This is a genomic window from Microbacterium radiodurans, assembly GCF_008710705.1.
Classification (GTDB): Bacteria; Actinomycetota; Actinomycetes; order Actinomycetales; family Microbacteriaceae; genus Microbacterium; species Microbacterium radiodurans.
This window is the reverse complement of sequence record NZ_VYRZ01000001.1, coordinates 523,247-549,224: the sequence shown is the minus strand read 5'-3', so window position 1 is coordinate 549,224 and position 25,978 is coordinate 523,247. Positions and strand designations below refer to the sequence as shown.

The window sequence follows — 25,978 nt, the reverse complement described above, 5'->3', positions numbered from 1 at the left end:
CGCGGGCGTTCGGGCTCGCCGCCACGACGAACGGGGCGTCCGAACCGACGTCCGGACGCCCCGCGCGCTCCCGCGGAGGCGGGATCAGCCGGTCATCACCACAGCACGAGGAATCCGCTGAGGCCCACCGAGCCCTCGACCGTCTCGCTGCCCGGGTAGGTCGCGAGCACGATCTTGATGCCTCGCGACTGCCTCGGCAGCTCGATCCGGGCGACACCGTCGACGAGCTCACCGGCGTACGTCGAACCGTTCACCCAGACCTCGACCGCACCGGTCGCGGGCTCGCCACCGGTAGGAGTGACCCGCACCGTGACGGCGTACGACTGCGACGACGTCCCGACGTAGCGGTTCACCGACGCGGTCGTCGAGGAGTTGTACTTCACGAACACCTCGTTCGAGACCGACGTACCCGCCGTCGGGTTGCCCTCGGCCGTCGCGGTGACGCGCACCGACAGGGCCGTGCCGACGTCGGCACGGGTCACCCGGTACAAGGCCGACGTCGCGCCCTCGATCGGCTCGCCCGCGCGCAGCCACTGGTACGCGACCGTCACCTCGGCGGGATCCCACTCGCCCGCCGTGGCCTTCAGCGTGCTGCCGACCTTCGCCTTGCCGGTGACCTCGGGGGCCACCACGGCGACCGGAGCGGCGGCACCCGATTCCACTTCGACGATCGTGCGGATCGATGAATCGCCGTAGCGGACGACGCCCAGGTAGGTGCGCTCGGGCTCGAGACCCGACCACGAGAGGGTGTACGTGGCGTCCTCGCCCTGCACCGTCGGCAGCGGGTTCGGGGTCGCGGTGAAGTCTCCGCCGCTGACGCCCGGGGCCACCACGGCCGAGGTGAGGTCGTAGGTGAACGGCGCGCTGTACGAGTACCGGTTCACCATGACCAGGTACGTTCCCGCCGTCGGCGTCGTGAGCGAGACGGACTCGTTCGCCGACGCCGTCGCCGACGACCACTGCTCGTAGTACCGGAGGTCGTCCGGGCCGACCACGCGGTACACGGTCATGTCGAGGTCGGTCGTCTCCGTCTGCTCCGTCTCGACGGCGAACCGGACGTACTCGGTGCCCTCCGGGACGTCGACGATCTCGTACGCGTTGAAGCCGGCGTCACCCTCGTCGTAGAACGAGTCCTGGTCACCGGAGTGACCGGGAACCGGTGGGAAGTCCGGGTTCACGAGCAGCTCCTGCGGCACGAGACCCGACAACCCGAGAGCCAGCTCACCGGTGAGCGACGGCGCGACGGTCACGTCGACGCTCCCGCTCGTGCCGGTGCCGGTCACCTGAGCGGGTGCGTCCACGGGAACCGGGAAGACCGCGATCGGCGAGCGCACGTCGTTCGCTCCGCCCGTCCAGGTCAGGGACCCCGTGGCCCACTCGCCGAGCGGCGCGTCGGTACGCGAGAACGTCACCTCGACGTCGGCCGACTCGCCGGCGGCGAGCGTCACCGACGACGGCGAGACCGAGACGTCCACGCCGGGAACCGAGGCCTGCGCCGCGAAGGTGCCCGCCTCCGTCGCCGTGATCGTGCGCTTCACCGTCTGCGGCGCCCCGAGAGCGCCGATGCCGATGGACGGCAGGTTCAGGTCGCTCGGATCGATCGGGTCGACCTGGAAGTCGCGCAGCCCGAGCCCCTGCAGGTACGCGGCCCAGTCGGCGGGACCGTTCAGGTACAGCAGACCCGGCTCGAAGTACTTCGTCGGGTCGGCGTGACCGGCACCCTGCGTGAACGGGTCGGTGACGGCGTCGCCCGCGGCGTCCACGGTGTCGTAGGCGGTGGTCATCATCGCCGACTTGACCTCGGCCGGGGTCGCGTTCGGACGCTCGCCGAGATACAGAGCGGCGAGGCCGGCGACGTGCGGCGACGACATCGACGTGCCGGAGAGGATGCCGAAGGTCGGGTCCTCGTCGACTCCGTTCTGGGTGGCCGCGAGGATCGCGACGCCCGGAGCGGTGATGTCGGGCTTGATGACGTCGCTGCCGTCCGCGAGCATCGGCCCGCGGCTCGAGAAGCCGGCGACCTGGGGCACGGGCGTCTCGATGCCCGTGATGTTCTCGCCGATCAGCGTGACGACACGGTCGGTGCCGCCCTGCACGTACGAGAGCACCGCGGCGCGGGCCGTGTCGGCGATGTGCACCGTCGGGACGACGTGGAAGTCGTTGTCGAGCGAGGCGGGCGTGACGTTCGTCAGGATCATGCCGATACCGCCGGCCTCCTCGACCGCCTGCGACTTCTCGACGCGGGCGTTCGATCCGCGGTCGCAGACGACGATCTTGCCGGTCACCGCCGCGGGGTCGAGCGATCCGAGCAGGCAGAGGTTCGGCGTCTCGGCACCGGCCAGGCCGGCGTCGCCGGCGAAGACCGACGGACCCGAGATCGTGCTGCCGAAGCCGACCGAGACCGACGCGCCCGCGAACTGCGCCGCGGCGGTGTCGCCCTCCTCACCCAGACGAACGGTGCCTTCCCACGTCGGGACGGTGGATGCCGCGACGGTCGCGTACCACGGCGATGCGTGGTCGGCCGTGACCGGGTCGGGACCGGAGTTGCCGGCGCTCGTGGCGACGAAGACCCCGGCCGCTGCCGCGTTGAAGAACGAGATGTCCTCCGGGGCGAGCACGGTCGTGGCCGAGCCGCCGCCGATCGAGTAGTTGATGACGTCGACGCCGTCGGCGACGGCCTGGTCGATCGCGCCGAGCAGGTCGCTCAGCGCGCAGATGTCATCGGTCGTGACGAGCGGGTCGGGTCCGACGAAGCACGCCTTGTACGAGGCGACCTTCGCGGCCGGGGCCACACCCGAGATCGCACCGAAGTCGATTCCCTCGACCGTCGCCTCGACGCCGTCGTTGCCGGCGGCGGTGCTGGCGGTGTGCGAGCCGTGCCCGTCGCCGTCGCGGGGCGAGAGGTAGTCGGCGTCGAACGAGAACCCGTTCGCCGCCGCACCCTCGCCGAAGTAGTGGGCGCCGATGAGCTTGGTGTTCAGCAGCGAAGCGTCCCAGGCGTCCTTGGTTCCGGCATCCTGGTCGACGATGGCGCTGCGGAACTCGCCGCCGTCCGCCTTCGTGTAGACGACGTCGCCGCCGTCGATGTACGGGGCGTTCCCGGCCGACGTGCCGAGCGCGTCGCCCGCGAACGCCGGGTTCTCGGGCGCGATGCCGGTGTCGACGACACCGACCACGACGCCCTCGCCCGCGGCGTCGATACCGCCGACCTTCTCCCAGACGCCGCCGGCGCCCTCGAGCCCGAGGAACTCCGTCGACGGAACGGCGTCGACGTGGCGGATCTCATCGGGGAAGACCCCGAGGACGCCCTTCGTCGCCGCGAGCTTGCCCGCCTGATCGGCGGTGAGGTCGGCGGCGAAGCCGTTCAGGGTCGTGCTGTAGGTCGTGTCGGGCGTGACGCCGACCTCGTCGGCCACGGCCTCCTGGCGCTGCTCGAGGAAGTCGGAGTAATCCGTCGCCGCGCGTGACTGCGCGTCGAGGCGATCGCCCTCGTCGGGCTTGGTCGGCGCGAGACCGGACTCGCCGCCCTCGTAGGTCGCGACGGGCGCCTCCTCGAGGAGGACGATGTAGCGCCCGTCTTCTCCGGTGACCGGAGCCGGAATGTTCACCCCCTCTCCCGTTGCAGCGAAGGATGCCGTTGCGGCGGTGCTCGTGAACAGTGCGGCCAGGGATACGGCCGCGACTGTCCGCAGGGTGGTGCGAACCATGTGCGCTCCAGTGGGGGGATGGATGAGCGATCCGCGCGGCGTCGTCGGCGCGCGGTGAAGTCGAACCTAGCTCACAGGCTGCGCTCAAGGAACCCTGGGGTTCCTGTCAGGTCGGGCTCGTCTGCGCCGAGGCCGACGACACCCGGAACGGGACGCGGTGCCGCGCGGCTACGCTGAGAGGGTGGCCCCGGCATCCCGTCTCTCCACGCGCGTTCTGCTCGTGTGCGCCGCCATCGGGGTCGCCACGGGCCTTCTCGGCGGAATCGAGGGGTGGCTCGCCGCTCCGGTGATCGCGGCGGCGCCGATCCTCTACGGCTTCGTCCTCGGCGTGCACGTGCTGCCCGGCATCGTCGCGCAGGAGGTGCTGCGCCTGCCCTGGGTCGCGCTCGTCTCGCACCTGATCGCCGCGCTCGCCTCGGCGGCCGTCGCTCCCCCGTACACCTTCCGTTTCCTCGGAACGGCGCTGCTGTTCGGAGCTCTGCAGGAGGGGGTCGCCGCCCTCGTGCGGTACAGGTCGTGGGCGCCGTGGCGGTTCTTCGTCTCCGCCGTGGTGATCGGACTCGTCGTGGCTCTGGCGGTGTTCTTCATCGCCGATCTCGGGGCCCTCGCGCTGTGGGCGCAGATCGTCTACCTGACGCTCGCCGTGCTCGGCCCGGTCGTGTGGACCGCGATCGGACTCGGCGTCGGGGCCGGCCTCCGTCGCGCCGGCGTCGCCCGGCGCTGACTCCGCCCCGCGGCGGAAGTTAGGGTCGGCTAAGCTAAACCCGACCTGACCCGACCCGACCCGACCCGACTCGCTGATCCGAGGACGCCCGTGACCTCCCCCGCGCCGCTGCTCGCCGTGAGCGACCTCGCGGTGACGTACGAGGGCTCGGATGCCGCAGCCACCCGCGGGGCGACCTTCGACGTCGCGCCGGGCGAGGTCGTGCTGCTTCTCGGGCCCAGCGGGTCGGGCAAGTCGACGATCGCTCTGACCGCGAACGGCCTGATCCCGCAGTCGATCCCCGCCGTCGTCGAGGGTGCGGTGCGGGTCTCGGGGATGGATGCCGCGACCACCCCCATCCCGCAGCTGAGCACGCGCGTCGGCATGGTCTTCCAGGATCCCGACGCGCAGCTGGTGACCGGGTCGCTGCTCGATGAGGTGGCCTTCGGTCCCGAGAATCTCCGCATGCCCGTCGACGAGGTGCTCGCCCGAGCGGAGCGGGCCCTTCGCCGCATGGGCCTCTGGGATCGTCGACACGACAACCCCGACCGGCTCTCGGGAGGCGGCCGGCAGCGCCTCGCGATCGCCTGCGCGCTCGCGATGGACTCACCGCTCATCGTCCTGGACGAACCGACGGCGAACCTCGACCCGGCGGGCATCGAGGAGGTCTACGCCGCACTCGCGGAGATCTCCGCCGCCGGCGACCGCGCCATCCTGCTCGTCGAGCACAACCTCGACGCCGCCATCGCCTTCACCGATCGGGTCGTCGCGCTCGACCACGAGGGGCGGACGGTCGCAGACGGCACCGTCGACGAGGTCCTCCGCGCCCGCGGCGCCGAACTCCTTGCGCTCGGCGTCTGGCTGCCGGTCGCGACGCTCGCGGCCCTCCGACTCCGCGACGCCGGCTGGACACTCGATCCACTGCCCCTCACGCCCGAGGAGCTCCGCGCGGGCCTCGAGGCCGCGGCATCCGCTCACGAAGCCCGGAAGGTCGCGCCGGTCTCGGACGATTCGGCCGCCATCGTCCGAGATCGGCGCGATTCTCCGAGGATCGCGCGCGGCGAGCGCGGCGAGCGCGGCGCCGAGGCCGCGGTGTCGGATGCCGCGGTGTCCGTGCGCGGGCTCACGCTGCGGCGGGGCCGCACCGAGGTGCTGCACGGCGTGGACCTCGAGGTGCGCCGCGGCGAGTTCGTCGCGATCGTGGGCGCCAACGGCGCCGGCAAGACGAGTCTCATCCAGGCGATCGCGGGCGTCGTGCGCGCACCGCGCGGTCGCATCGTCGTCGACGGCGTCGATCCGACCTGTACCGACGCGCGTGCGCTCGCCCGCCGGATCGGGTTCGTCTTCCAGAACCCCGAGCACCAGTTCGTGGCTCACACCGTCCACGACGAGCTCGCGCACAGCCTCCGCCGTCAGGGGCTGGGCGACGACGAGGTGCGCGATCGAGTCGGACGGATGCTGGCGCGCTTCGGTCTCGAGCGTCACGCCGACCGGCATCCGTTCCTCCTCTCCGGCGGCCAGAAACGGCGGCTCTCGGTGGGAACCGCGCTCATCGCCGGCGCCCCCGTCCTCGCCCTGGACGAGCCGACGTTCGGGCAGGATCGAGCCCGCGCCGACGAACTCCTGGGCCTCCTCCACGAGGTCAACGCGGCCGGCACGACCGTCCTCGTCGTCACGCACGACATGCAGCTCGTCAGCGAGCACGCCGACCGGGCCGTCGTGGTGGGCGCCGGCCGCATCCTCGCCGACGCCCCGGTGGCGGAGGTGCTCGGCGACGACGCCCTGCTGCGCTCGGCGTCGCTGCGGATGCCACCCCTCCGGCGGGCGCTGCAGGGCCTCGATGCCGCGCCCGAGCTGTCGGACCTCGTCCGCCTCGACGACCTGCCGCGGGCGCGCGCATGAGCGCCCCTCCGATGAGCGCGACGAGCGGGACGGCCGCGACGGGTATCGACCCGTGCGCTCCCGCCGTCCCGTCGCGGCGGGCGCTGTACCGGCTGAATCCGCTCGCCAAGCTCGCCGCCCCGGTTCCCGCGATGCTCGCGCTCGTCTTCGCCCGAGACTTGACGACGCCGCTCGTCTTCCTCGGGATCGCCTACGCCGTGCTGCTCGTCGGCGCGCGGTGGACCGCACGCTCGGCCGCGCTGCTGCTGATCGCCCTGCCGATCGGCATCGCGCTGCTCTCGCTCGGCATGTCGCTGTGGGTCGATGCCGCGCGCGTGTCGGACACGCGCGCGGTCGTGTCCCTCGGGGCCTGGACACTGCATGCGGGCGCACTCGAGGTGGGACTCGCGACGGGCCTCCGGCTCGGGGCCATCGCGGCGCTCGCCTTCATCGCGGGCCTCACGACCACCGGCCCGGACCTCGTCCGTGCGACGGTGCAGCAGCTGCGCGTGCCCTATCGCGTCGGCTACACGGCACTCGCGGCGTTCCGGTTCGTCCCGCGCTTCGCGTACGAGCTCGACCTCATCCGGCAGGCCCACCGCGTCCGCGGAGCGCACGGCGGCCGAGGACCGTTCGCCGCCGTCGCCCGGTGGAGCGGTTACGTCGTGCCGCTCCTCGCCGGTGCGATCCGGCACGCCGAACGCGTCGCCCTGGCGATGGACTCCCGCGCGTTCGGGGCCCACCGCGACCGCACCGAGCGTCACTCCGTGCCGTTCCGGCGCCGCGACGTCGTCTTCGTCGCCGTCTTCTGGCTCGTGTCGGGTGTCGTGCTCGTCGCGCTCGTCCCCTGGGCTCCCTGACGTCGCTCGAACTTCCACGAAAGGACACCCGCATGGCCCGAACCGCCGGCCTCGTCGAACCAGCGTCCGCCGGGCTGCTGCACCTGAGGGTCGTCCGAGCCGAGCGCATCGCGCCGCACTGGATGCGCGTCACACTCGGCGGCGGCGATGTCGGCGGCTTCGTCCCCCTCGGCTACGACCAGTGGTTCCGCATCTTCCTGCCCGTCGGCGGGGATGCTGGTCTCGACCGCGTTCCCGCGAAGGCGAACACGCTGTTCGGGTACCTCAAGTACCTGCGCATCCCCGAAGGGGAACGCCCCGTGATGCGTAACTACTCGGTGCGCGCCTATCGCGCGACCGGCCCGTCCGGCGGGCCCGAGATCGACGTCGACTTCGTCCTCCACGGGTCCGGTCCGACCGCGGGTCCGGCGTCGCGCTGGGCAGAGCAGGCGCACGCCGGCGAGAGCGTCGTGATCATCGACGAGGGGCTGCGGTTCAATCCCGACCGCGGGGTCGACCGCGTCGTCCTCGTGGCCGACGAGACCGGGGCACCCGCCGTCGCATCCATCTGCTCCGCGCTGCCGGCGACGGCATCCGGGCTGGCGCTGATCGAGGCGCCGACCGCCGACGACGTCCTCCCGTTCGATGCGCCGACGGGCGTGGAGGTCCGCTGGCTCGTCCGCGGGCACGGGGCGAAGCCGGGGTCGTCCGCCCTCGGCGCACTCGCCGCCGCCGACCTGCCGCCGGCACCGCTGCACGCCTTCATCGTCGGCGAGCAGTCGCTCGTGGCGGCGGGGCGCCGGCTGCTCGTGAACGAGCGCGGGGTGTCGAAGGACAGCGTCAGCTTCGTCGGCTACTGGCGGATCGGCGCGAGCGAACGGGCATCGGGGTGAGCCGCTCGCCGCGGTCGGGGGTCGCGCGCGTCTCGCCCTGTGCGTCGCCAGCCTCGCCCGCCGCCGCGCCGGCTGACCCGCATCGGTCGACTCGCCAGAAATAGCGGATGCCGCAGCGCCCGCATCCGCAGAACGTGGCGAGTCGACGGACGGCCGGTTGGATCAGTCGGCGTAATCGGGCGCGGCGGGCAGCCCGAAGAAGTCTTCGAGGGTGCGGTATCCGCCGTCCGAGTAGGCGCGCGCGAGGTCGACACCGACGTAGCGCAGATGCCACGGCTCGTACTCGTACCCCGTCGTCGGGGTGTCGCCGTCGCCGTAGCGGACGATGAAGCCGAACCGCCACGCGTTGGCGGCGACCCACTCGGACTGCGCCGTTCCGCCGAAACGCTCGATCGTGCCGCATCCGTCCGCGCAGGCGACGACGTCGACCGCGAGACCGGTCTGATGCTCGCTGTAGCCCGGGCGGGCGCTCGTGAGGTCGGCTCCCTCCTGGCCGAGCTGTCCGACGTAGCCGCGGTAGGTCGAGGTCTGGAGATCGAAGGACCGGAAGCCGCTGTTCACCCCGATCGCGCCGGCCCCTTCGTCCTCCGCTGCGCGGGCCAGCTCGACGACGGCACCCGCGACGTCGGAGCGCATGTGACCGCCGCTCGTACGCTGCACGCCCTCGGCACGCGCCTGCGGCTCGGGCCAGTAGTCGATCGGATCGAGGGCGTTCAGCTTGTTCACGACGACCCAGACGTGGCGGGCCTGGTGCAGGTCGATGCACGGCGCCTCCCCGTTCGCGACCGCGGCGCGGAACCCCTCGCCCCCGCCGAACGCGGCGATGACATCGCCGTCGCGACCCTCGTCCAGGGCCTGCTGCACGGCGGGATCGTTGCACGCCGCCGCGACGCTCGCATCACCCTCCGGAGCGGTGTCGGCGGCGTCGGGGGCCGCGTCGGGAGCCGCCGCCGTACCCGTCTGCGCCGGAGCGGGGAGGACGGTGGCGAGCGAGGCGCTGACTCCGGCGGGCAGGTCGACGAGCGCGGCGGCATCCGTGTCGACCGTCGACGTGCCCAGCAGAGCCGAGACGCCGGCGGCGATGCCCCCGACCGCGCTGCCGACGAGCGCCAGGGCGATCGCGCCGGCCACGATGCGCCGACGCAGGTAGACGGCGGGAGGATGCCGGCGCTGGCCGCGCGTGGCGGCGGCCCGCGCCTCGCGACGGGTCGGCAGCGGACGCGTCGCCGCTTCGCGCTGTCGGCGCGCGCGACGCGACTCGGGATCGGTCGGGTCCGCCACCCGTCCATTGTGCCCCGCGCCCGCCGAGGTTGACAGCTCGTCGAAGCGATGTTCGAATGTACGCATGAGGTGGCAAGGGCAGCAGCTGGGCGTGGCGGACGACACCGCCCTGCCCGGGATGGAGCACCTGAACGGTCTCGTGCGCTCGGTGACGACTCCGGAGTTCGCGGGGATCACCTTCCACGAGGTCATGTCGCGCTCGGTCCTCAACCGTGTGCCCGGCCCCTCGGCGATGCCGTTCGACTGGACCGTCAACCCTTACCGGGGCTGCACCCACGCATGCGTCTACTGCTTCGCCCGCGGCACGCACGAGTACCTCGACCTCGACGCCGGAGCCGACTTCGACTCGCAGATCGTCGTCAAGCTCAATGTCGCCGATGTGCTGCGGCGGGAGCTCGCGAAGCCGAGCTGGGCCCGCGAGCAGGTGGCGCTCGGCACGAACACCGACCCGTACCAGCGGGCCGAGGGGCGCTACCGGCTCATGCCAGGCATCATCTCGGCGCTCGTCGACAGCGGCACGCCGTTCTCGATCCTCACCAAGGGCACGCTGCTGCGTCGCGACCTTCCGCTGCTGACGGATGCCGCGGCATCCGTGCCCGTCGACATCGCCATGTCGATCGCCGTCCTCGACGAGCCGCTGCGTCACCTGCTCGAGCCGGGCGCGCCGACGTTCGCGGCGCGGCTCGAGACGGTCCGCGCGGCCAACGCCGCGGGCTTCCGGGTGACGGTGTTCCTCATGCCGATCGTGCCGCATCTGACCGATTCGGTGGAGGTGCTCGACGCCGCCCTGAGCGACATCGCGGATGCCGGAGCGGCCCGTGTCGTGTACGGCGCGATGCACCTGCGCCCCGGCGTGAAGCCGTGGTTCCAGCAGTGGCTCGCGCGCGAGCGTCCGGATCTGGTGCCGGCGTACCGCGGTCTCTACCCGGGGGCCGCGGTGCAGACGCCGCAGGGGTACCGCCGGATGCTGGCCGAGCGGGTCCGCCCGCTGCTCGCACGGCATCGGATGCGCGGCGGACTCGAGGAGGAGGAGGCGCAGCCCACCACGCGGCGCTTCCGCCCGGGGCCCGTGGTGACCACCGCGCGGGGTCGCGCCGCCGCAGCCCGCGCCGAGGCACCGACCCTGTTCTGACGCGCGGGCGTCATCCGGCGCGCAGGGCCGCGTGCACCGCCAGCGCGACCTCGCGCGCGGACGTGGCATCGGCGAGTTCGCCGCCGCTCACGCTGACCCACGCGACGCCGTCGAAGACGTACGCGACAGAGGACGTCACGTCTCCGGTCTCGATGGCGTCCGCCGCGAAGAGCAGCGCGCCCTCGGCATCCGACTCGACGTAGGCGTCGGAGTCGCGAAGTGCGGCGATCAGGTCCGCTGCGGGATCTCCGAGGTCGGCGACCGCGATCGACACGCCCCGGCCCGAGTTCGGCACGCCCCAGAGACACGCGACGGCCGCGGTCGCACCGGCCAGTGCCTCCTGCGCCGCCGGACCCACCGGCTCCCAGGTCTCGGTGACGTCGGCGATGAACGAGACGTCGGAACCGAAGGCGGACTGGACCGCCGCCTCGTCGACCTGCTGCTCGCACGCCGGGACCGCGAAGCCGGTCGCGATGCCGTTCGAAGCCGACGTGGGGGTGCTCGACGGCGTCGTCACATCAGGTGTCGCGTCCGGTGCCGGTGCGATCGCGGTCGAGGATCCGGATGCCGCCGGGGCCTCCGCCGCCGGCGGTGCGCATCCCGCGAGAACGAGCATCCCCGCGGCGGCGATCACGGACGATCGGAGCGTGGCCTGTCGTCGCATGCCCTGATCTCACCGGCATCCCGTCCACGCGCCAACCCCGTAGCCCTCTCGCTCTCGCCCCACTATCGCGTGCGCGCGCACGCACGTGCGCCCGCGCCCGCACACGCACAGGCCCGCGAATCGATCCTTCGACTCGCGGGCCGGCTGGCGATCGGGCCGGCTGGCGGGTCGGCCCGGGCGGGGTCAGGCGTCGACGTTCGACGCCTGGCGGCCCGAGACCTCCTCGAGCAGGTCGTCGCCGGGACGGACGTCGTCGAACGGCGCCTCGATCTCGGCGCGCTCGAGCATCTCGGTCATGCGGCGGCGGCGCTGACGGGTGATGAGCGTCACGACGGTTCCCGTACGCCCGGCCCGTCCGGTGCGGCCGGAGCGGTGCAGGTACGTCTTGTACTCGTCGGGCGCGTCCGCCTGCACGACCAGGTCGATGTCGTCGACGTGGATGCCGCGCGCTGCCACATCGGTCGCGACGAGCACCCGAACCTTGCCGTCGGTCAGGCGCTGCAGGTTGCGCGTGCGCTTGCCCTGGTTCAAGTCGCCGTGGAGGGCGACAGCCGGGATCCCCACGTCCTCGAACTGCTCGGCGAGCATCTCCGCGTAGGCGCGCGTCCGCGAGAAGACGAGCGTCTTGCCGTCACGATCGACGAGCGAGTTCAGGATCTCGGCCTTGTCTCGGTGGTCGAGCACGAGCACGCGATGGTCGATGGTCGAGGTGTCCTGGCTCTCACCGGCGACCTCGTAGACCGCGGGCTCGACGAGGAACTCGTCGACGAGCGCGGCGACCTCGCGGTCGAGCGTGGCCGAGAAGAGCAGCTTCTGGGCGCCGTCCTGGACGAGGCGCAGGATGCGCTGCATCGGCTCGAGGAAGCCCAACTCGCTCATGTGGTCGGCCTCGTCGAGGACGACGATCTGCACCTCCGACAGGTCGAGCTTGCCCTGGTTCTGCAGGTCCTCGATGCGACCGGGGGTGCCGATGATGATGTCGACGCCCTTCTTCAGCGCACCGACCTGGCGGGCCTGCGGCACACCGCCGTAGATCTGCGTCGTGAAGAGGCCGACGCTGCGAGCGATGGGCTGAACGGTGCGGTCGATCTGCAGGGCGAGCTCGCGCGTCGGAGCGAGGATCAGCGCCTTCGGCGACCGGCCGAACTCGCGGCGCTTGCCGGCCTGGCTGCGCAGGATCGACTCGACGAGCGGTGCGCCGAACGCGATGGTCTTGCCCGAACCGGTGCGGCCGCGCGCGAGAACATCCTTGCCTTCGAGGATCGGCGGGATCGTGGCCGCCTGGATCGGGAACGGGGATGCCGCGCCGAGCGCGTCGAGCTGGCGGACGATGTTGTCGCCGAGTCCGAGATCGGAGAAGGACGACTGGGCGACGGATGCTGCATCCACCGCCTCGGCCTGGAGCCGCTCGTGCACGGTGTCGACGTGATCCTGGTGCGCCTTCGCGCCCGTCTCCGCAGCCCAGTTCGAGCGGCTCGGGCCGTCGGTGCGGCGGGGCCGGTCATCGCGGTTCGGACGGTCCGAGAAATCACGACGCGGACGGTCATCGAACGAACGCGCCGGACGGTCATCACGACGCGGACGATCATCGCGGTTCGGACGGTCCGAGAAATCCCGACGCGGACGGTCATCGCGGTTCGGACGGTCGGAGAAGTCGCGACGAGGACGGTCATCGAACGAACGCGCCGGACGGTCATCACGACGCGGACGATCATCGCGATTCGGACGGTCGGAGAAGTCCCGACGCGGACGGTCGTCTCGGTTCGGACGGTCCGAGAAGTCCCGACGCGGACGGTCATCGAACGAACGCGCCGGACGATCGTCCCGACGCGGACGGTCATCCCGGTTCGGACGGTCGGAGAAGTCGCGACGCGGACGGTCGTCTCGGTTCGGGCGGTCCGAGAACTCACGACGCGGACGGTCATCGAACGAGCGCGCCGGACGATCGTCTCGACGCGGACGATCGTCGCGGTACGAGGGACGTGCGTCGCCGAAGGTGCGGCGGTCGTCGCGCGGCTGGCCCTCGTAGGGGCGGCGGCCGCCGGCATCCGAGCGACGGTCGTTTCCGTAGCCGCGCTGCTCGCGCGGCGCGCGGTCGTCACGGCCATCGCGGCCGCCGCGCGGCGCGCGATCGTCGCGGGCCTGCGAACGGATGCCACGGGCCTCGTCGCGCCCGGCGCGCTCCTGCGCGTTCCAGCGGTTCTTGCGCGGGGCCTCCTCGGCCTCCGGGCGGTACCCGCGGTGACCGGGGCTCTTGCTGCCGGGCGTGCCCGCCGAGGACTGGCCGGGGCGGCGCTTCGCATCCTGATACGAGGTCTTCTTGCCGTAGCGGGGCTCGAAGTTCTGGGCGCGGCCGCCGGCCGGCTTCTTGTTCTTGGGCATGGGTGTGTCCTTCTGGGTTCTCTGCACGAGAACAGCGCCCGCGCGCACGCGGGCAAACCCGGACATCCGTCGGCCGGGGGCCATTCACATGATGGTCATGCGCGCCGATCGGCGCTCACCATCGGCCCCAGGGACTCACAAAACCTGTCGCGATCACGCGCTGTCCCGAGCCGACCCGCCAACGATACGGCATCCCCCTGGGAATCGGACGTGTCCGCCGACACCTCGTTCGCTGCGGCGCGCGCCGCGATGCAAGGGATCCTGCCCGCCGCGCCGGCACGCGGCCCCCGACCCCGGGGTGTCGCGTGCGATCCCTTGCATCCCGGCCCCGCAGGCAACCCGACCCCGCAGCCCGCCCCGAGCCCGGACATGAGCCCGGATGCAAGGAAATGTGCCCGCCGCGCCGGCACGCGGCCCCCGACCCCGGGGTGTCGCGTGCGATCCCTTGCATCCCGGCCCCGCAGGCAACCCGACCCCGCAGGCAACCCGACCCCGCAGCCAACCCGACCCCGCAGGGAACCCGGCCCCGCAGCGGGCCGGGCCGCGCGGGCCGGGCACCGGTCAGTGGTCGTCGGCGTGGCGCAGCGCGCGGCGGGGGTGGCGCTCCGGATCCTCGTCCTCGCCGTCGGCGTGCGCTCCACCGGCGCGCCGCTGCGCACGGCGCTCGCGCGCGCCCTCGACGAGGTTGTAGAGGGTCGGCAGCACCAGCAGCGTCAGCACGGTCGACGAGATGAGCCCGCCGATCACGACGATCGCGAGCGGCTGCGAGATGAACCCGCCGTGCCCCGTGATGCCGAGCGCCATCGGCGTCAGCGCGAAGATCGTCGCGAGCGCGGTCATCAGGATCGGCCGCAGGCGCCGCGACCCGCCCGCGATCGTGGCGTCGTGGGCCGTGAGCCCCTTCTCGCGGTACTGGTTGACGAGGTCGATGAGCACGATCGCGTTCGTGACCACGATGCCGATGAGCATCAGCACGCCGATGAGCGATGCGACGCCGAGCGGGATGCCGGTGGCGATCTGCAGCAGGATCGCACCGGTCGCCGCGAACGGCACCGAGATGAGCAGCAGCAGCGGCTGGCGCAGCGACTTGAACGTCGCGACCATGACGATGTAGACGATGAGGATGGCTGCGAGCGCGGCCAGGCCCAGCTGGCCGAACGCGTCCTGCTGCTGCGTGAGCACACCGCCGATCTCGGCGTCGGCTCCCTGCGGCAGATCGACGGTGTCGAGCGCCGTCCGCACGGTCGCGGAGGCCGTCGTCAGGTCGTCACCCGAGGGCGTCACGGTGACCGTCGCGGTGCGCTGACCCCGCTGCGTCGTCACCGAGGTCGGGCCCTGACTCTCCTCGACCGAGGCGAGATCCTGCAGCGGGATCGGCCCGGTCGCCGTCGGGATCGTCAGCTGGCGCAGCTCGTCGATCGATGCGGGCGCCTGCGCCGCGGCGAGGTAGACGGTGACCGAGGTGTCGTCGATCTCGACCGTGCCGATCGACTGGGGCTGCATCGTGCTCGAGACGATGCCGCCGACGGCGACCTCCGACAGACCGAGGGATGCCGCGGCCTCCCGATCCACGGTCACGGCGATGTACGGCAGCGACGCCGACAGGTTGGACGCCACCTGGCTGATGCCGTCGGCGCCGTCGAGCGACGCGATGACCGCGTCGGTCGCCTGCTGCAGGTCGCCCTGATCGGGCGCCGTGACCTCGATCTCGATGTCGCTCGAGCCGAACCCGCCGCCGCTGGCCGCGATCTGGATCTCGCCGACGTCGTCGAGATCCGCGACGGCCCGCTGCACGCGGTCGCGCATCTCGAGCTGGTCGGCCGAGCTGTCGGTGGTGATCGAGTACGTGATCCCGCCGCCGCCACCGGCGAAGGCGTCGCGCAGCTGCGAGCCCGACGAGCCGATGGAGACCTGCACGGCGTCGATGCCCTCGATGCCGGTGATCGCCTCCTCGACGCGCCGGGCCGCGGCATCCTCGGCGTCGAGGGAAGCCGCGGGGCCGAGCGTCTGGGTCATCGTGAACGTGTTCTGCCCCGAGTCGCCCAGGAAGTTCGTCTTCATGAGCGGCACCGTGAACCCGGTGCCCAGCAGCACGAGCCCCGCGACGACGAGGGTGACGGCGGAATGCCGGAGCGTCCAGCGCAGCACCGGCAGATACGCCTTCTGCAGGCGGGAGGGCGGCGCGTCGGGGTGCTCCGGGTCGATGCGGTTGCCGGCGGCGTCCGTCACCGGCTTTCCCGGACGGAGGAACCAGAAGGCGAGCACCGGGACGATCGTGAGCGACACGAACAGCGAGGCCGACATCGCGATGGCGACCGTGAGCGCGAACGGGCGGAACAGCTCACCGGTGAGGTCGCCGACGAACGCGATCGGCAGGAACACCGCGACCGTGGTGATGGTCGAGGCGGTGATCGCCGCGGCGACCTCGCGCACGCCGAGCGTGATCGCGGCGAGCTTGTCGGCGCCGTCGACGTAGTGCCGTTTGATGTTCTCGATGACGACGATGGAGTCGTCGACGACGCGGCCGATCGCGATGGTGAGCGCGCCGAGGGTCAGGATGTTGAGCGAGTACCCGAACGCCTGGATGCCCACGAAGGTGATGAGCACGCTCGTCGGGATCGAGATCGCCGTGACGATCGTCGAACGCACCGAGAGCAGGAACACGAGGATCACGAGCACGGCGAAGACGAGGCCGAGCAGGCCCTCCTGGGCGAGTGCGGCGATCGATTCCTCGATGAAGGGCGCCTGATCGAACACGACGGTGAACGCGGCCTCGCCGCCGAGGTCGTCCTCGAGCGCCGGAAGCGCGGCCAGCACGCCGCGCGAGACGTCGACGGTGTTGGCGGCGGGGAGCTTGTTGACGGCGATGGTGAGCGCCGGCTCGCCGTCGACCCGGGAGATCGACGTGATCGGCGACGGCTCCTGGGCGACCGTGGCGACATCCGCGATGGTGGTGGTGCCGGCTGCCAGCTGCGCAGCGTCCGAGGGGACGAGCGGCAGCGCCGAGAGCTCGTCGATCGAGGCGACCTTCGCGCCGGTCTGCACGGTGAGGGATTGGTCGCCCTCGACGATCTGACCGCCCGGGAAGAGCACGCCGTTCTGCTCGAGCGCATCGCGGATCGCCTGCTGCGTGAAGCCCGCCTCGGCGAGCGCCGTCTGGTCGGGGGTGATGGTGATGCGCTCGGTGCGCCCGCCGACGACCTGCGCGGAGTTGACCCCGTCGACGTCCTCGAGGTCGGGGATGACGGTCTGCTCGAGCCGCGCCTGCACCGACTCCTCGTCGTCGAAGCCGGTCACCGCGAGCTGGATGACGGGGAAGTCGTCGATGGAGAAGCTCAGCACGTTCGGGGTGATCCCGTCGGGCAGCTGGCTCTCGATGCGGTTGATCGCCTGCAGGATCTTCTGCTCGGCCGTCGCGAGATCGGTGCCGTAGGTGAACGACGCCTGGATGATCGACGCGTTCGTCGAGCTCGTCGCGGTCGTGCTCTCGAGTCCCGGCACTCCCTGGATCGCCGTCTCGATCGGCGTCGAGACGTCGGTGTTGACGACCTCGGGCGACGCGCCCGGGTAGGTCGTGACGACCGACAGCTGCGGGAACTCGATCGAGGGGATGAGCTCCTGCTTGAGGCTGGTCAGGGCGAGACCGCCGAAGACCGCGGCGACGATCGTGATGAGCGCGATGAGCGCACGGTTCTTGAGGCTCAGGACGGCGAGTTTCGACACGGGATCCCTCGGAGCGTCGGGGTGGTGACGCGGTCTGCGGTGCGGGCGGGGACGGTGAGTCCGGGCGGTGGATCACCCGGTCGATACACGGATGTATCGAGGCAAGTATCCCACGCGCACTCCGCGCGGCGACCGTGAGGCCCGGCGAGATCCGGCGCCGCGGTCAACGGGGCAGGATGCCGCCGATCACGAGACCGATGGCGGCGCCGACGACCGAAGCGGCGAAAGTGCCCGCGAGGTTGACGACGGCCCAGTCCCGCCGTCCGCGACGTGCGAGTTCGACGGTGTCGAGCGAGACGGTGCTGAACGTGGTGTATCCGCCGAGCAGTCCGACCCCGACCACTGCGAGCCAGTCCGGCCCGACGAGGGCGCCGAGACCGGTGACGAGGCCGAGCAGCGTCGACCCGGTCACGTTGACCACGAGGATGCCGATGGGGAACGCGCCCTGCCGACCGCGGGTCACCAGCGCGTCGACGACGTAGCGGACGCCGGCTCCGAGGCCGCCGGCGACGATGAGCGCGACCAGCATCCCGCCGTTCACGACGCGGCTCCGTCGGCGGTGTGCGGACGTGCCCGACCGCCGATGACGAGGCCGAGCGCCGCTGCGACCACCCCGCCCGCCAGAGAGAGCGCGACGAGAGCGAGCCCGACGACCGGCGCCGCCGTCGCGACCTGGATCGACTGCACCGCGAATGCGCTGTAGGTCGTGAACCCGCCGAGCACGCCGGTGCCGAGGAATGCGCGCCGGCGTGGAGCGGCGTCGCCCAGGCGGCCGGCGACGACGCCGAGGAGGAAGGAGCCCACGACGTTGCACCCGAGCGTGACCGCCGGGACGACGAGAGGATGGGTCCAGCCGGTGATCGGCACGGTGAGCGCGGCCCGCGCCGAGACCCCGATCGCGCCGCCGATCATCACGACCAGCAGCGTGAAGGGTGAGATCCGCACCGGCTGCGCCACGTCGTCACCGTAGCGTCGCGCGCCGCCGATCGCTTGCCGCCACACCGGCGCCCGTGGCGGGGCGAACCCACCGGATCAGCCGAGCACGAGGGCGCGGATCGCCTTCTCGGGAGAGACTCCCGTGTCGAGGAGCATTCCCGACCGGTAGCGCTGGAAGACGCGCGGGTCGATGTACGAACTGCGCGCGACCGACGGGGTGTTGCCGAGGGCGGTCGCCGCTGTGCGCACAGCCTCGACCTCGGCCTTCTGGATGGCGCGGGCGGTCTCGGCGATGCCGATGCGCGCGAGGGCGTCGGCAGCGATCACCGTTCCACGGAGGGTCCGGAAGTCCTTCGCCGTGAACGGGCCTCCCGTCAGCGCCCGTACGTAGGCGTTGACGTCGTTCGGGGTGAGCGGCACGCGTCGGCGCTCGCGCTGCCAGGCGAGCAGGGGCGACGCCGGCCGTCCCTCGATGAGAAGGAGGATGGCGGCCGCGAGATCGGGGTCGTCGATCTGCAGCGCCTGCTTCTGCCCGCTCTTGCCCGAGAACGCGAGGTTCACGATCGCGTCGGCGACCGTCGCATCGCGGCGCCGGAGCGTGGTCAGCCCGCGGCTGCCGTGCTGGAGCAGGTAGCGCTGCGAGCCGATGCGCAGCGCCGACCGGTCGAGCATGCGGAACGCGGTCGCGAGGACCCGCTCCCGGTCGAGCTCGGATCGGCGCAGCCCCGCGGTCGCGCGCGAGCGCGCTCGCGGCAGAGCATCGGCGAGCTCGAGCGCGCGGGCGTACTTGCCCTTATCGCGGCGCGCGGTCCAGTCGGGGTGGTACATGTACTGGCGTCGCCCCGCATCGTCGGTGCCGACGACCTGGATGTGCCCCTGGGCTTCGGCGCTGATCCAGACATCCTTCCACGCCGGCGGGATGACCATGGCGCGGATGCGGGCCAGGTCGCGGCGACCGACCGTCGAGCCGTCGGCGCCGACGTAGCGGAAGTTCTTGCCCGCGCGGACGCGGCGGATGCCGGCATCCTCGTCGGGGCGAACCCGAATGAGCCGCGGCACGTCAGTGGTCGCGCAGCATCGAGATGATCTGCGCCTTCTTCTTGCCCGAGTAGCCCGAGATCCCGAGCTCCTTCGCGCGCTTCTTCAGATCGGCGACCGTCCAGTCCTCGTAGTCGCCGGAGGTGCCGCCGCGATGTCCGACCGCCTTCCGCCCGTCACGGGCGGCGGCATTCGAGATGCGTGCGGCCTTCTCCTTCGAGGCGCCGTCGTCGCGGAGCTCTTCGTACAGTTCGGGGTCCTTGAGGCTGTTCGATCCTCGTCCCTGGGGCATGACTCGCTCCCTTCCCAGTCCTGGTCGAACCGTACGAGCGCTCGACGCGGGCGTGCACGTCCTTGACACGCCGGACGCACCGTGACAGCCCGATATCGCACGGGCGCGCGGCTACCACCGTGCCGGATTCGGCGTCAAGACCTCGCGACGCATGTTCGGGGATCTCTAACGTTCAATCAGCGCTCACCGGCGTGCTCGTCCTCCGGGACGGACTTTTGGGAGACAGACAAGGAGCCCCCATGAACATCTTCCTGATCATCATCATCGTTGTCGCGATCGTGCTCGCGATCGTCGGCGGACTCAGCAGCGCCCTCAACTGGCTGCTCTGGGTCGCCCTGATCGTGGGTGTGATCGCGCTCATCGCGTTCCTCTTCCGACTGATCAGCGGTAACAAGCGCGCCTGACGACGCGCACCGCACGCCGGACGCCCCCGCCCTGTGGTGGGGGCGTCCGGCGTTTTCGGTGGGACGGGGCTGACAGACGCGATATATCGTGTTATCGTCTGTAGAACGCGATATATCGCGAACGACACGGCCGCCTCGGTCGCTGAATCGAAGGAGCACCATGACTCTGCAGAAGTGGATCGTCCACCCCGGCGAGACCCGCGTCATCGACGTCGACGACGTCCGCAAGCTCAAAGTCGGACTCGTCGGCGGCCAGATCGACATCGTCGCGTCGGACGAGCCCGGCATCCGCATCGAAGTGCACGCCGTCACCGGCAAGGACCTGCGCATCGAGGCGACCGGCGACATCGTCGAGATCGACCACCCCCAGCTGCGCTGGGACAACTTCCTGCAGGTCTTCCGCAATTTCGGATCGGTCGGACCGAAAGCGGAGATCAGCGTCGCCGTCCCCCGCGGCACCGAACTGAACCTGGGCGTCGTCAGCGCGAGCGCGCTGATCACCGGGCTCGCCGCCGACGCCCGCGTCAACACCGTCTCGGGCGACGTGATCGTCGACGGCATCACGGGCGACGTCAGCGCGAACGCCGTCTCGGGCGACGTTCAGATCCGTGGGCTCGAGGGCGCGCTCAGCGCCAACTCGGTCTCGGGTGACGTCACGGCCGCGGGAGCTCTGCGCAAGGCGTCCATCGACACGGTGTCGGGTGCGATGCTCGTCGATTCCACCGGGCCGGTGCAGTCGATCTCGCTGCACACCGTCGGCGGCGACGCGACCGTCCGACTCGACGAGGACGTCGCCGCCAACTACCAGGTGCGCAGCGTCAGCGGCCGGGTACTCATCGACGGCGTCGTGCGCTCGGGCCAGGGCGCGGGCCCCACGACGAGCTTCGCCGGTTCGACCGGCGAGCTCAGCGGCTCGTTCGTCGACCTCCGGGCGAACTCGGTCTCGGGCGACCTCACGGTTCTGCGCCGACCGACCGCGCCGCTCGACGGCGCTCCGGATGCCGCCGGCATCCCGTCCGAGCCCTCGCAGCCGACTCCCGAGGAGTACTGACATGCCCCCCGTCTTCTCCCACGGCGATCTGCGCCTGTATCTGCTCGCCCTGCTCGACGAGTCGCCTCGTCACGGCTACGACCTCATGCAGGCGCTGACCGACCGGACCGGCGGCACCTACTCCCCCAGCGCCGGCACGATCTATCCGCGCCTCGCGAAGCTCGAGGAGGACGGCCTGGTCACCAAGACCGTCGACGGCCGGAAGACCGTCTACGAGATCACGGATGCCGGTCGCGAGCATCTCGAGGCGAGGCGCGGCGACCTCGACGGCATCCAGGCCGGTCTCGCCGACACCGTGCGACTGATCGCCGACGAGGTGCGTGGAAGCGTCCGCGCGGCGATGAAGAGCCTGCAGGCGGACCTCGCGGCGGCGCGTGATGACGCCGGTCGCTCCGCTTCGACGCGCCCACCCGAGCCCGAGAGCCCACGAGCATCGTCCCGGGCTCAGGTGCAGCGGGCCGACGCGGCCGTCGACGGCTTCCGCTCGGACCTGCGTGCGGACCTCCGCACGCACGTCGCCCGCGGCGGCTCGCTCGAGGAGTCCGTCGTCGACGATCTCGTCGCCGCCCTCGACGCGGCGAGATCGGAGGTCCAGCGCGCGCTACGCGGCTGACCCGTCACCCGCCTCACCCACCGGTTCCGCTCCCCTCGCCGGGGAACGGAACCGGTGGTCGCGTTGAAGCCATCGCTCCGTCTGTTCGCGGATCATCGCATCGCCCGCAGGCGCCGCGGCCGAATCCTCGAGTCCCTGCTCGCCCGCGACGCCCGTCCGCCACTCGACGAGCTGCGCCTCGTCAGCCCCGACTTGTCGCAGCCGTTCGGCGACGTCGATCCGCAGTTGCTCCTGAGCGTCCCGCAGCAGCGGCAGCTGCTCCTCGATCGCCGACGCGGGCGCCGCGTCGATCGTGCCCGCGTCGACGGGGCGGCACCGTCGGACGATCCAGAACCATCCGGTCATCAGCGCGGCGACGCCCGCTCCCGTCGCGGCGAAGACGAACGGCCACGGCGCCGCGGCGCGGTCCGCTGCGAAGCCCGCCGCCGCCACAGCGGGAACCCACGGCAGGAGGATGCGCGTGGCGAAGCCCAGCACGCCGGCCGACACCGGCCGCGATCCTGCCATGACGACGGCGACCGCATAGACGAGCACGAGACCGACCACGGAGACGAGGAGGATCGCGTCCGCGTACGTCGCGAGCGGCGAGTAACGCGTATTGCGGTGCGTCGGAGCGATGGCGCCCACGATCGCCCCGCTCATCCCGATGATCGTGGCGACGCCCAGAAGGGGGAGGATGCGGCCGCCGTACTCAGACCGTTCGCCGAACCGGGCTCGCACCCGGCGCCGGGCCTCGCGGGAGGCATCCCGGTCGACCTCGAGACCTCGGCGCCACAGCTCGTCGGCGATCTCGCGGTGCCCGAACCTGGTGAACACCTCGAACTCGATGGAGGCGAGGGTCTGCGTGAGTGCCACCTCGATATTCTCGCGGGTCGATCGCGGCGACGTCAGGCCTCGGTCCAGAGCTCTTCGTCGTCGGACGCCGACTCGCCGAGCGGCACGACCAGGATCGGTCGCTTCTGCCGGTGGGCGAGTCGAGCGGCGACCGACCCGGTGAGGAACTCGCGGATCGACTCGCCGAATCGGCGCCGACGGGTGCCGACGACCAGGAGCCGCGCGTCGAGACGGTCGGCGAGGTGCTTGATCGCGAGGGCCGGATCGCCGACGAGCTGGTGGACGACCCACTCGACCCCGGATCCTGTCAGCGCGGCGGCCGTGGCATCCCGGATCTGCTCGAGCTGCGCTGCGCTGGAGACGGCGCCGAGGTCGATCGGCGCGGTGTGGACGTAGCCGTCGGGGTCTTCGTAGGTGACGAATCGGGTGACGTCGACGTGAGCCACGATGAGTCCGACGCCGTGCAGCTTCGCGTAGCGCGCGGCCTCCGTCGTGACCCGGGTGTACTGGCCGGGTATCACCCCGACGATCACCGGCGTCCGTGGCAGCCGCGCTTCGTCGTCGTGGATCCGGTGCTCGGTCATGGCGTTCCCCCCGTCTCGGCGACGAGGACAGCGAGCGCCCGTGGCCACCGTGTTATTCTGAATGCTACTCTTTGCCGGCGTTGCGCCGGATCGTGAAATGCTCCGGGCGTAGCCGCACTGCCCGTGACTCAGAAATGAGGGGGTCTCGCATGGGGCGTGGCCGTCAGAAGGCTAAGCACACCAAGATCGCGCGTGAGCTGAAGTACGACACCTACAATGTCAACTTCTCCTCGCTCGAGAAGGAGCTGGGCCACCAGGACGACGAACAGTACGTCGACAAGTGGGCTGACCAGTACTCGGACGAGTACGAGGACGAGAAGGCCTGACGCTCAGCGCCACGGTCCGTGGTGCCGCTCCCACTCGTCCTCGACGGTGGAGGGTCGTGATGCGACGATTCCGGCAGGGATCGTCGCGATCATGAGCACCCCGATCATGAGGATCGGAGCAGCCCACTCACCGGTCGCCTCGTGCAGCACCGCGAAGGCGATCGGGAAGATCGCCGCCACGGCGTAGCCGACGCTCTGCGCGAATCCGCTCAGGGCGACCGTGCCCTCGTGCGTGCGCGCGCGCAGCTGCATGAGCACGAGGGCCGCGGGGAAGAGCATCTGCGGCGTGCCCAGCAGCACGACCCACAGCACCACCGCCGAGCCGGGCGCGATCAGGAGCCCCGCGACCGCGAGGATCCCCGCGGTGAAGGCGACGGCGTAGACGACGCCGAGACGTCGCCACCGGGTGATCACGAGCGGCACGAGGATCGACCACGGCAGACCCATCCCGCCGAACAGGGCCAGCAGCGCACCTGCCGCACCGTGGGAGACGCCGGCGATGTCGACGAGGATGACCGGCAGCCACGCGAACGACGCGTAGACGCTGGATGCCGAGACCGCGAACGTCACCGCGATCGCCCAGGCCGTCGGCAGCCGCAGCATGCGCGCGAGCGCCCGGGGCGCCGGCTCGGCGACCTCCACGCCGTCCGCGGCGACGCCGGCGGCCGCACGCGATCGTACGAGCACCGTGACCCACGGGATGATCGCGAGGAAGGCGAACACCGACCACAGACCGAGCGAGAGACGCCAGCCCGCGGCATCCGCGATCGGGACGGCGACCAGTGGCGGCACGAAGGCGGCGACCGCCAGCATCGTCGAGTAGATCGACGTCATCGTGCCGACCCGGTCGGGGAAATACGTCTTGATGAGCGGCGGCAGCACCACGTTGCCGATGCTGATCGCCGCGAAGAGCACCGTCGTCGCGGCGAGCAGTGTCACCGCGTCGGGCGCGAGCGAGCGTCCGAGCAGCGCGATCGCCGCCACGACCATCGCGCCGACGGCCAGTCGCTGCAGGCCGAACCGGCGCTCCAGGGCGGGTGTCAGCAGACCGAAGACCGCGAAGCACACCGGCGGTGCGGCGCCGATGAGCCCGGCGACCCACGAGGCGACCCCGAGGTCGGCGTCGATCTCGGCGAGGATCGGCGACAGCGAGGCGACCGCGGAGCGCAGCGAGAAGGCGACGAGGATCACGCCGACGAAGGCGAGGAGACGGCCGCGCCAGAGCGAACTCACGACTGCTGCGTGCCCTCGACCCAGTCGAGGTACTCCTCGCTGACCGTTCCGGTGACGTAGCGGCCGTCGAAGCAACTCATGTCGAGGTCGTCGATGTCGGAGCCCTCGACGATCGCGGCCTTCAGGTCGTCGATCTCCTGGTACACGAGGTAGTCGCAGCCGAGCTCCTCGGCGATCTCGGGGATCGTGCGGCCGTGGGCGACGAGCTCGTGGCGCGACGGCATGTTGATCCCGTAGACGTGGGGGTAGCGCACGGGCGGCGCCGCCGAGGCGAACGTGACGCTCGTGGCCCCGGCATCCCGCGCCATCTGGATGATCTCCTTCGACGTCGTGCCGCGCACGATGGAGTCGTCGATCAGCAGGACGTGCTTGCCCGTGAACTCGCTCGACATCGCATTGAGCTTCTGGCGCACGCTCTTCTTGCGCACGGCCTGGCCGGGCATGATGAACGTCCGACCCACGTAGCGGTTCTTGTAGAACCCCTCGCGGTACTCGATGCCGAGCTTGCGCGCGACCTGCATCGCCGCGGGACGCGCCGAGTCGGGGATCGGCATGACGACGTCGATGGCCTCGCGCGGGGTGTACTTCGCGATCGTGTCGGCGAGGCGCTCCCCCATGCGCAGGCGAGCCTCGTACACCGAGATGCCGTTCATGATCGAGTCGGGCCGTGCGAGGTAGACGTACTCGAACGAGCACGGCGCCAGCTGCGTCTGCTCGGCGCACTGACGCGTGAAGAGCGTGCCCGCGCTGTCGATGAAGACGGCCTCGCCCGGCTCGACGTCGCGAACGACGTCGAAGCCGCCGTTCTCGAGCACGAGCGACTCGGATGCCACGGTCCACTCGTCGCGGCCGTTCTCGGCGCGGCGCGTGCCGAGGATGAGCGGACGGATGCCGAAGGGGTCGCGGAAGGCCAGCAAGCCGTGCCCGGCGATGAGGGCGATCGCGGCGTACGAGCCCTCGACGCGCTCATGCACCCGCTCGACGGCCTGGAACACCTGCTCGGGGTCGAGATCGAGACCCGAGACCGTCGTCTGCAGCTCGTTGGCGAGGACGTTCACGAGCAGCTCGGTGTCGCTCGAGGTGTTCAGGTGCCGGCGGTCCTTGCTGAACAACTCGCCGGTCAGTTCGCGCGTGTTCGTCAGGTTGCCGTTGTGGACGAGCACGATGCCGTAGGGGGCGTTGACGTAGAAGGGCTGCGCCTCTTCTTCGCTGGATGCCGTTCCCTTCGTCGCGTACCGGACGTGGCCCAGGCCGATGTTGCCGAGCAGCGAACGCATGTCGCGCGTGCGCACGGCCTCGCGCACCTGCCCGTTCGCCTTGAAGATGTGGAAGACGCCGCTGTTCTCCGCGGTCGCGATCCCGGTCGAGTCCTGACCGCGGTGCTGCAGCAGCAGCAGGGCGTCGTAGATCTCCTGGTTCGCCGGAGACTGCCCGACGATTCCGACGATTCCGCACATGGGGT

22 protein-coding genes are annotated in these 25,978 nt (G+C 71.3%); 9 read left to right on the top strand and 13 right to left on the bottom strand.

Annotation, left to right across the window (positions count from 1 at the left end):
* Positions 1-95 precede the first annotated feature (95 nt).
* Complete coding sequence (locus F6B42_RS02655; protein WP_150418036.1) at positions 96-3,707, bottom strand: S8 family serine peptidase; 3,612 nt, start codon at positions 3,705-3,707, stop codon at positions 96-98.
* A gap of 181 nt (positions 3,708-3,888) precedes the next feature.
* Between F6B42_RS02655 and F6B42_RS02650 the strand changes: the two genes are divergently transcribed.
* The 4 genes from F6B42_RS02650 (at position 3,889) to F6B42_RS02635 (ending at position 8,023) form a co-directional block, all read left to right on the top strand.
* Positions 3,889-4,431: an ECF transporter S component gene (locus F6B42_RS02650; RefSeq protein WP_150418035.1), complete on the top strand. Its 543-nt coding sequence runs from the start codon at positions 3,889-3,891 to the stop codon at positions 4,429-4,431.
* Positions 4,432-4,521: 90 nt separating this feature from the next.
* Positions 4,522-6,312 (top strand): ABC transporter ATP-binding protein, encoded by a 1,791-nt coding sequence (locus F6B42_RS02645; protein ID WP_150418034.1) that lies wholly within the window; start codon positions 4,522-4,524, stop codon positions 6,310-6,312.
* Positions 6,309-7,151: an energy-coupling factor transporter transmembrane component T gene (locus tag F6B42_RS02640; protein WP_396652438.1), complete on the top strand. Its 843-nt coding sequence runs from the start codon at positions 6,309-6,311 to the stop codon at positions 7,149-7,151. The genes F6B42_RS02645 and F6B42_RS02640 overlap by 4 nt, the downstream gene beginning before the upstream one ends.
* Before the next feature lie 32 nt (positions 7,152-7,183).
* A complete protein-coding gene (locus tag F6B42_RS02635) occupies positions 7,184-8,023 on the top strand; it encodes a siderophore-interacting protein (protein ID WP_150418033.1) in 840 nt (279 codons plus the stop codon).
* Positions 8,024-8,185: 162 nt separating this feature from the next.
* Here the strand turns inward: F6B42_RS02635 and F6B42_RS02630 are convergent, their stop codons facing one another.
* On the bottom strand, positions 8,186-9,304 hold the full coding sequence (locus F6B42_RS02630) for a M15 family metallopeptidase (protein WP_223878298.1): 1,119 nt from the start codon (positions 9,302-9,304) through the stop codon (positions 8,186-8,188).
* A gap of 64 nt (positions 9,305-9,368) precedes the next feature.
* On the opposite strand from F6B42_RS02630, the gene F6B42_RS02625 reads away from it, so the two are divergent.
* The gene (locus tag F6B42_RS02625; protein WP_150418031.1) at positions 9,369-10,436 is read left to right on the top strand and encodes an Rv2578c family radical SAM protein; all 1,068 of its coding nucleotides are present in this window, start codon (positions 9,369-9,371) and stop codon (positions 10,434-10,436) included.
* Between the two features lie 10 nt (positions 10,437-10,446).
* Here the strand turns inward: F6B42_RS02625 and F6B42_RS02620 are convergent, their stop codons facing one another.
* From F6B42_RS02620 to F6B42_RS02590, 7 genes are all read right to left on the bottom strand, one after another.
* A complete protein-coding gene (locus F6B42_RS02620) occupies positions 10,447-11,100 on the bottom strand; it encodes a hypothetical protein (RefSeq protein ID WP_150418030.1) in 654 nt (217 codons plus the stop codon).
* 183 nt (positions 11,101-11,283) lie between these two features.
* Positions 11,284-13,482: a DEAD/DEAH box helicase gene (locus F6B42_RS02615; RefSeq protein ID WP_150418029.1), complete on the bottom strand. Its 2,199-nt coding sequence runs from the start codon at positions 13,480-13,482 to the stop codon at positions 11,284-11,286.
* Positions 13,483-14,043: 561 nt separating this feature from the next.
* Complete coding sequence (locus F6B42_RS02610) at positions 14,044-17,205, bottom strand: efflux RND transporter permease subunit (RefSeq protein WP_150418028.1); 3,162 nt, start codon at positions 17,203-17,205, stop codon at positions 14,044-14,046.
* Positions 17,206-17,368: 163 nt separating this feature from the next.
* Complete coding sequence (locus F6B42_RS02605; protein WP_150418027.1) at positions 17,369-17,746, bottom strand: fluoride efflux transporter FluC; 378 nt, start codon at positions 17,744-17,746, stop codon at positions 17,369-17,371.
* Positions 17,743-18,162: a fluoride efflux transporter FluC gene (locus tag F6B42_RS02600; RefSeq protein ID WP_223878297.1), complete on the bottom strand. Its 420-nt coding sequence runs from the start codon at positions 18,160-18,162 to the stop codon at positions 17,743-17,745. The genes F6B42_RS02605 and F6B42_RS02600 overlap by 4 nt, the downstream gene beginning before the upstream one ends.
* A gap of 75 nt (positions 18,163-18,237) precedes the next feature.
* Complete coding sequence (locus tag F6B42_RS02595) at positions 18,238-19,200, bottom strand: DNA topoisomerase IB (protein WP_150418026.1); 963 nt, start codon at positions 19,198-19,200, stop codon at positions 18,238-18,240.
* A gap of 1 nt (position 19,201) precedes the next feature.
* Positions 19,202-19,471, bottom strand: coding sequence for a DUF7218 family protein (locus F6B42_RS02590; protein ID WP_150418025.1), 270 nt, complete (start codon positions 19,469-19,471; stop codon positions 19,202-19,204).
* A gap of 239 nt (positions 19,472-19,710) precedes the next feature.
* Between F6B42_RS02590 and F6B42_RS14780 the strand changes: the two genes are divergently transcribed.
* The 3 genes from F6B42_RS14780 (at position 19,711) to F6B42_RS02580 (ending at position 21,539) form a co-directional block, all read left to right on the top strand.
* The gene (locus F6B42_RS14780) at positions 19,711-19,875 is read left to right on the top strand and encodes a hypothetical protein (protein ID WP_191089244.1); all 165 of its coding nucleotides are present in this window, start codon (positions 19,711-19,713) and stop codon (positions 19,873-19,875) included.
* 160 nt (positions 19,876-20,035) lie between these two features.
* The gene (locus F6B42_RS02585) at positions 20,036-20,926 is read left to right on the top strand and encodes a DUF4097 family beta strand repeat-containing protein (protein WP_150418024.1); all 891 of its coding nucleotides are present in this window, start codon (positions 20,036-20,038) and stop codon (positions 20,924-20,926) included.
* Between the two features lies 1 nt (position 20,927).
* Positions 20,928-21,539: a PadR family transcriptional regulator gene (locus F6B42_RS02580; protein ID WP_150418023.1), complete on the top strand. Its 612-nt coding sequence runs from the start codon at positions 20,928-20,930 to the stop codon at positions 21,537-21,539.
* Here F6B42_RS02580 and F6B42_RS02575 read toward each other — a convergent pair.
* The gene (locus F6B42_RS02575) at positions 21,528-22,394 is read right to left on the bottom strand and encodes a hypothetical protein (RefSeq protein ID WP_150418022.1); all 867 of its coding nucleotides are present in this window, start codon (positions 22,392-22,394) and stop codon (positions 21,528-21,530) included. The two genes, F6B42_RS02580 and F6B42_RS02575, sit on opposite strands and share 12 nt — an antisense overlap.
* Positions 22,395-22,426: 32 nt before the next feature.
* Complete coding sequence (locus F6B42_RS02570; protein ID WP_150418021.1) at positions 22,427-22,957, bottom strand: universal stress protein; 531 nt, start codon at positions 22,955-22,957, stop codon at positions 22,427-22,429.
* A 149-nt stretch (positions 22,958-23,106) separates the two neighbouring features.
* Here F6B42_RS02570 and F6B42_RS02565 point away from each other — a divergent pair, with 149 nt between their 5' ends.
* Positions 23,107-23,283, top strand: a complete 177-nt coding sequence (locus tag F6B42_RS02565; RefSeq protein WP_150418020.1) for a DUF3073 family protein — start codon at positions 23,107-23,109, stop codon at positions 23,281-23,283.
* A gap of 3 nt (positions 23,284-23,286) precedes the next feature.
* Here the strand turns inward: F6B42_RS02565 and F6B42_RS02560 are convergent, their stop codons facing one another.
* Together F6B42_RS02560 and purF are read right to left on the bottom strand one after the other, a co-directional pair.
* The gene (locus tag F6B42_RS02560) at positions 23,287-24,516 is read right to left on the bottom strand and encodes an MFS transporter (RefSeq protein WP_150418019.1); all 1,230 of its coding nucleotides are present in this window, start codon (positions 24,514-24,516) and stop codon (positions 23,287-23,289) included.
* A complete protein-coding gene (gene purF / locus F6B42_RS02555; protein WP_150418018.1) occupies positions 24,513-25,973 on the bottom strand; it encodes an amidophosphoribosyltransferase in 1,461 nt (486 codons plus the stop codon). Before purF ends, F6B42_RS02560 begins: the two co-directional genes overlap by 4 nt.
* Positions 25,974-25,978: the final 5 nt, after the last annotated feature.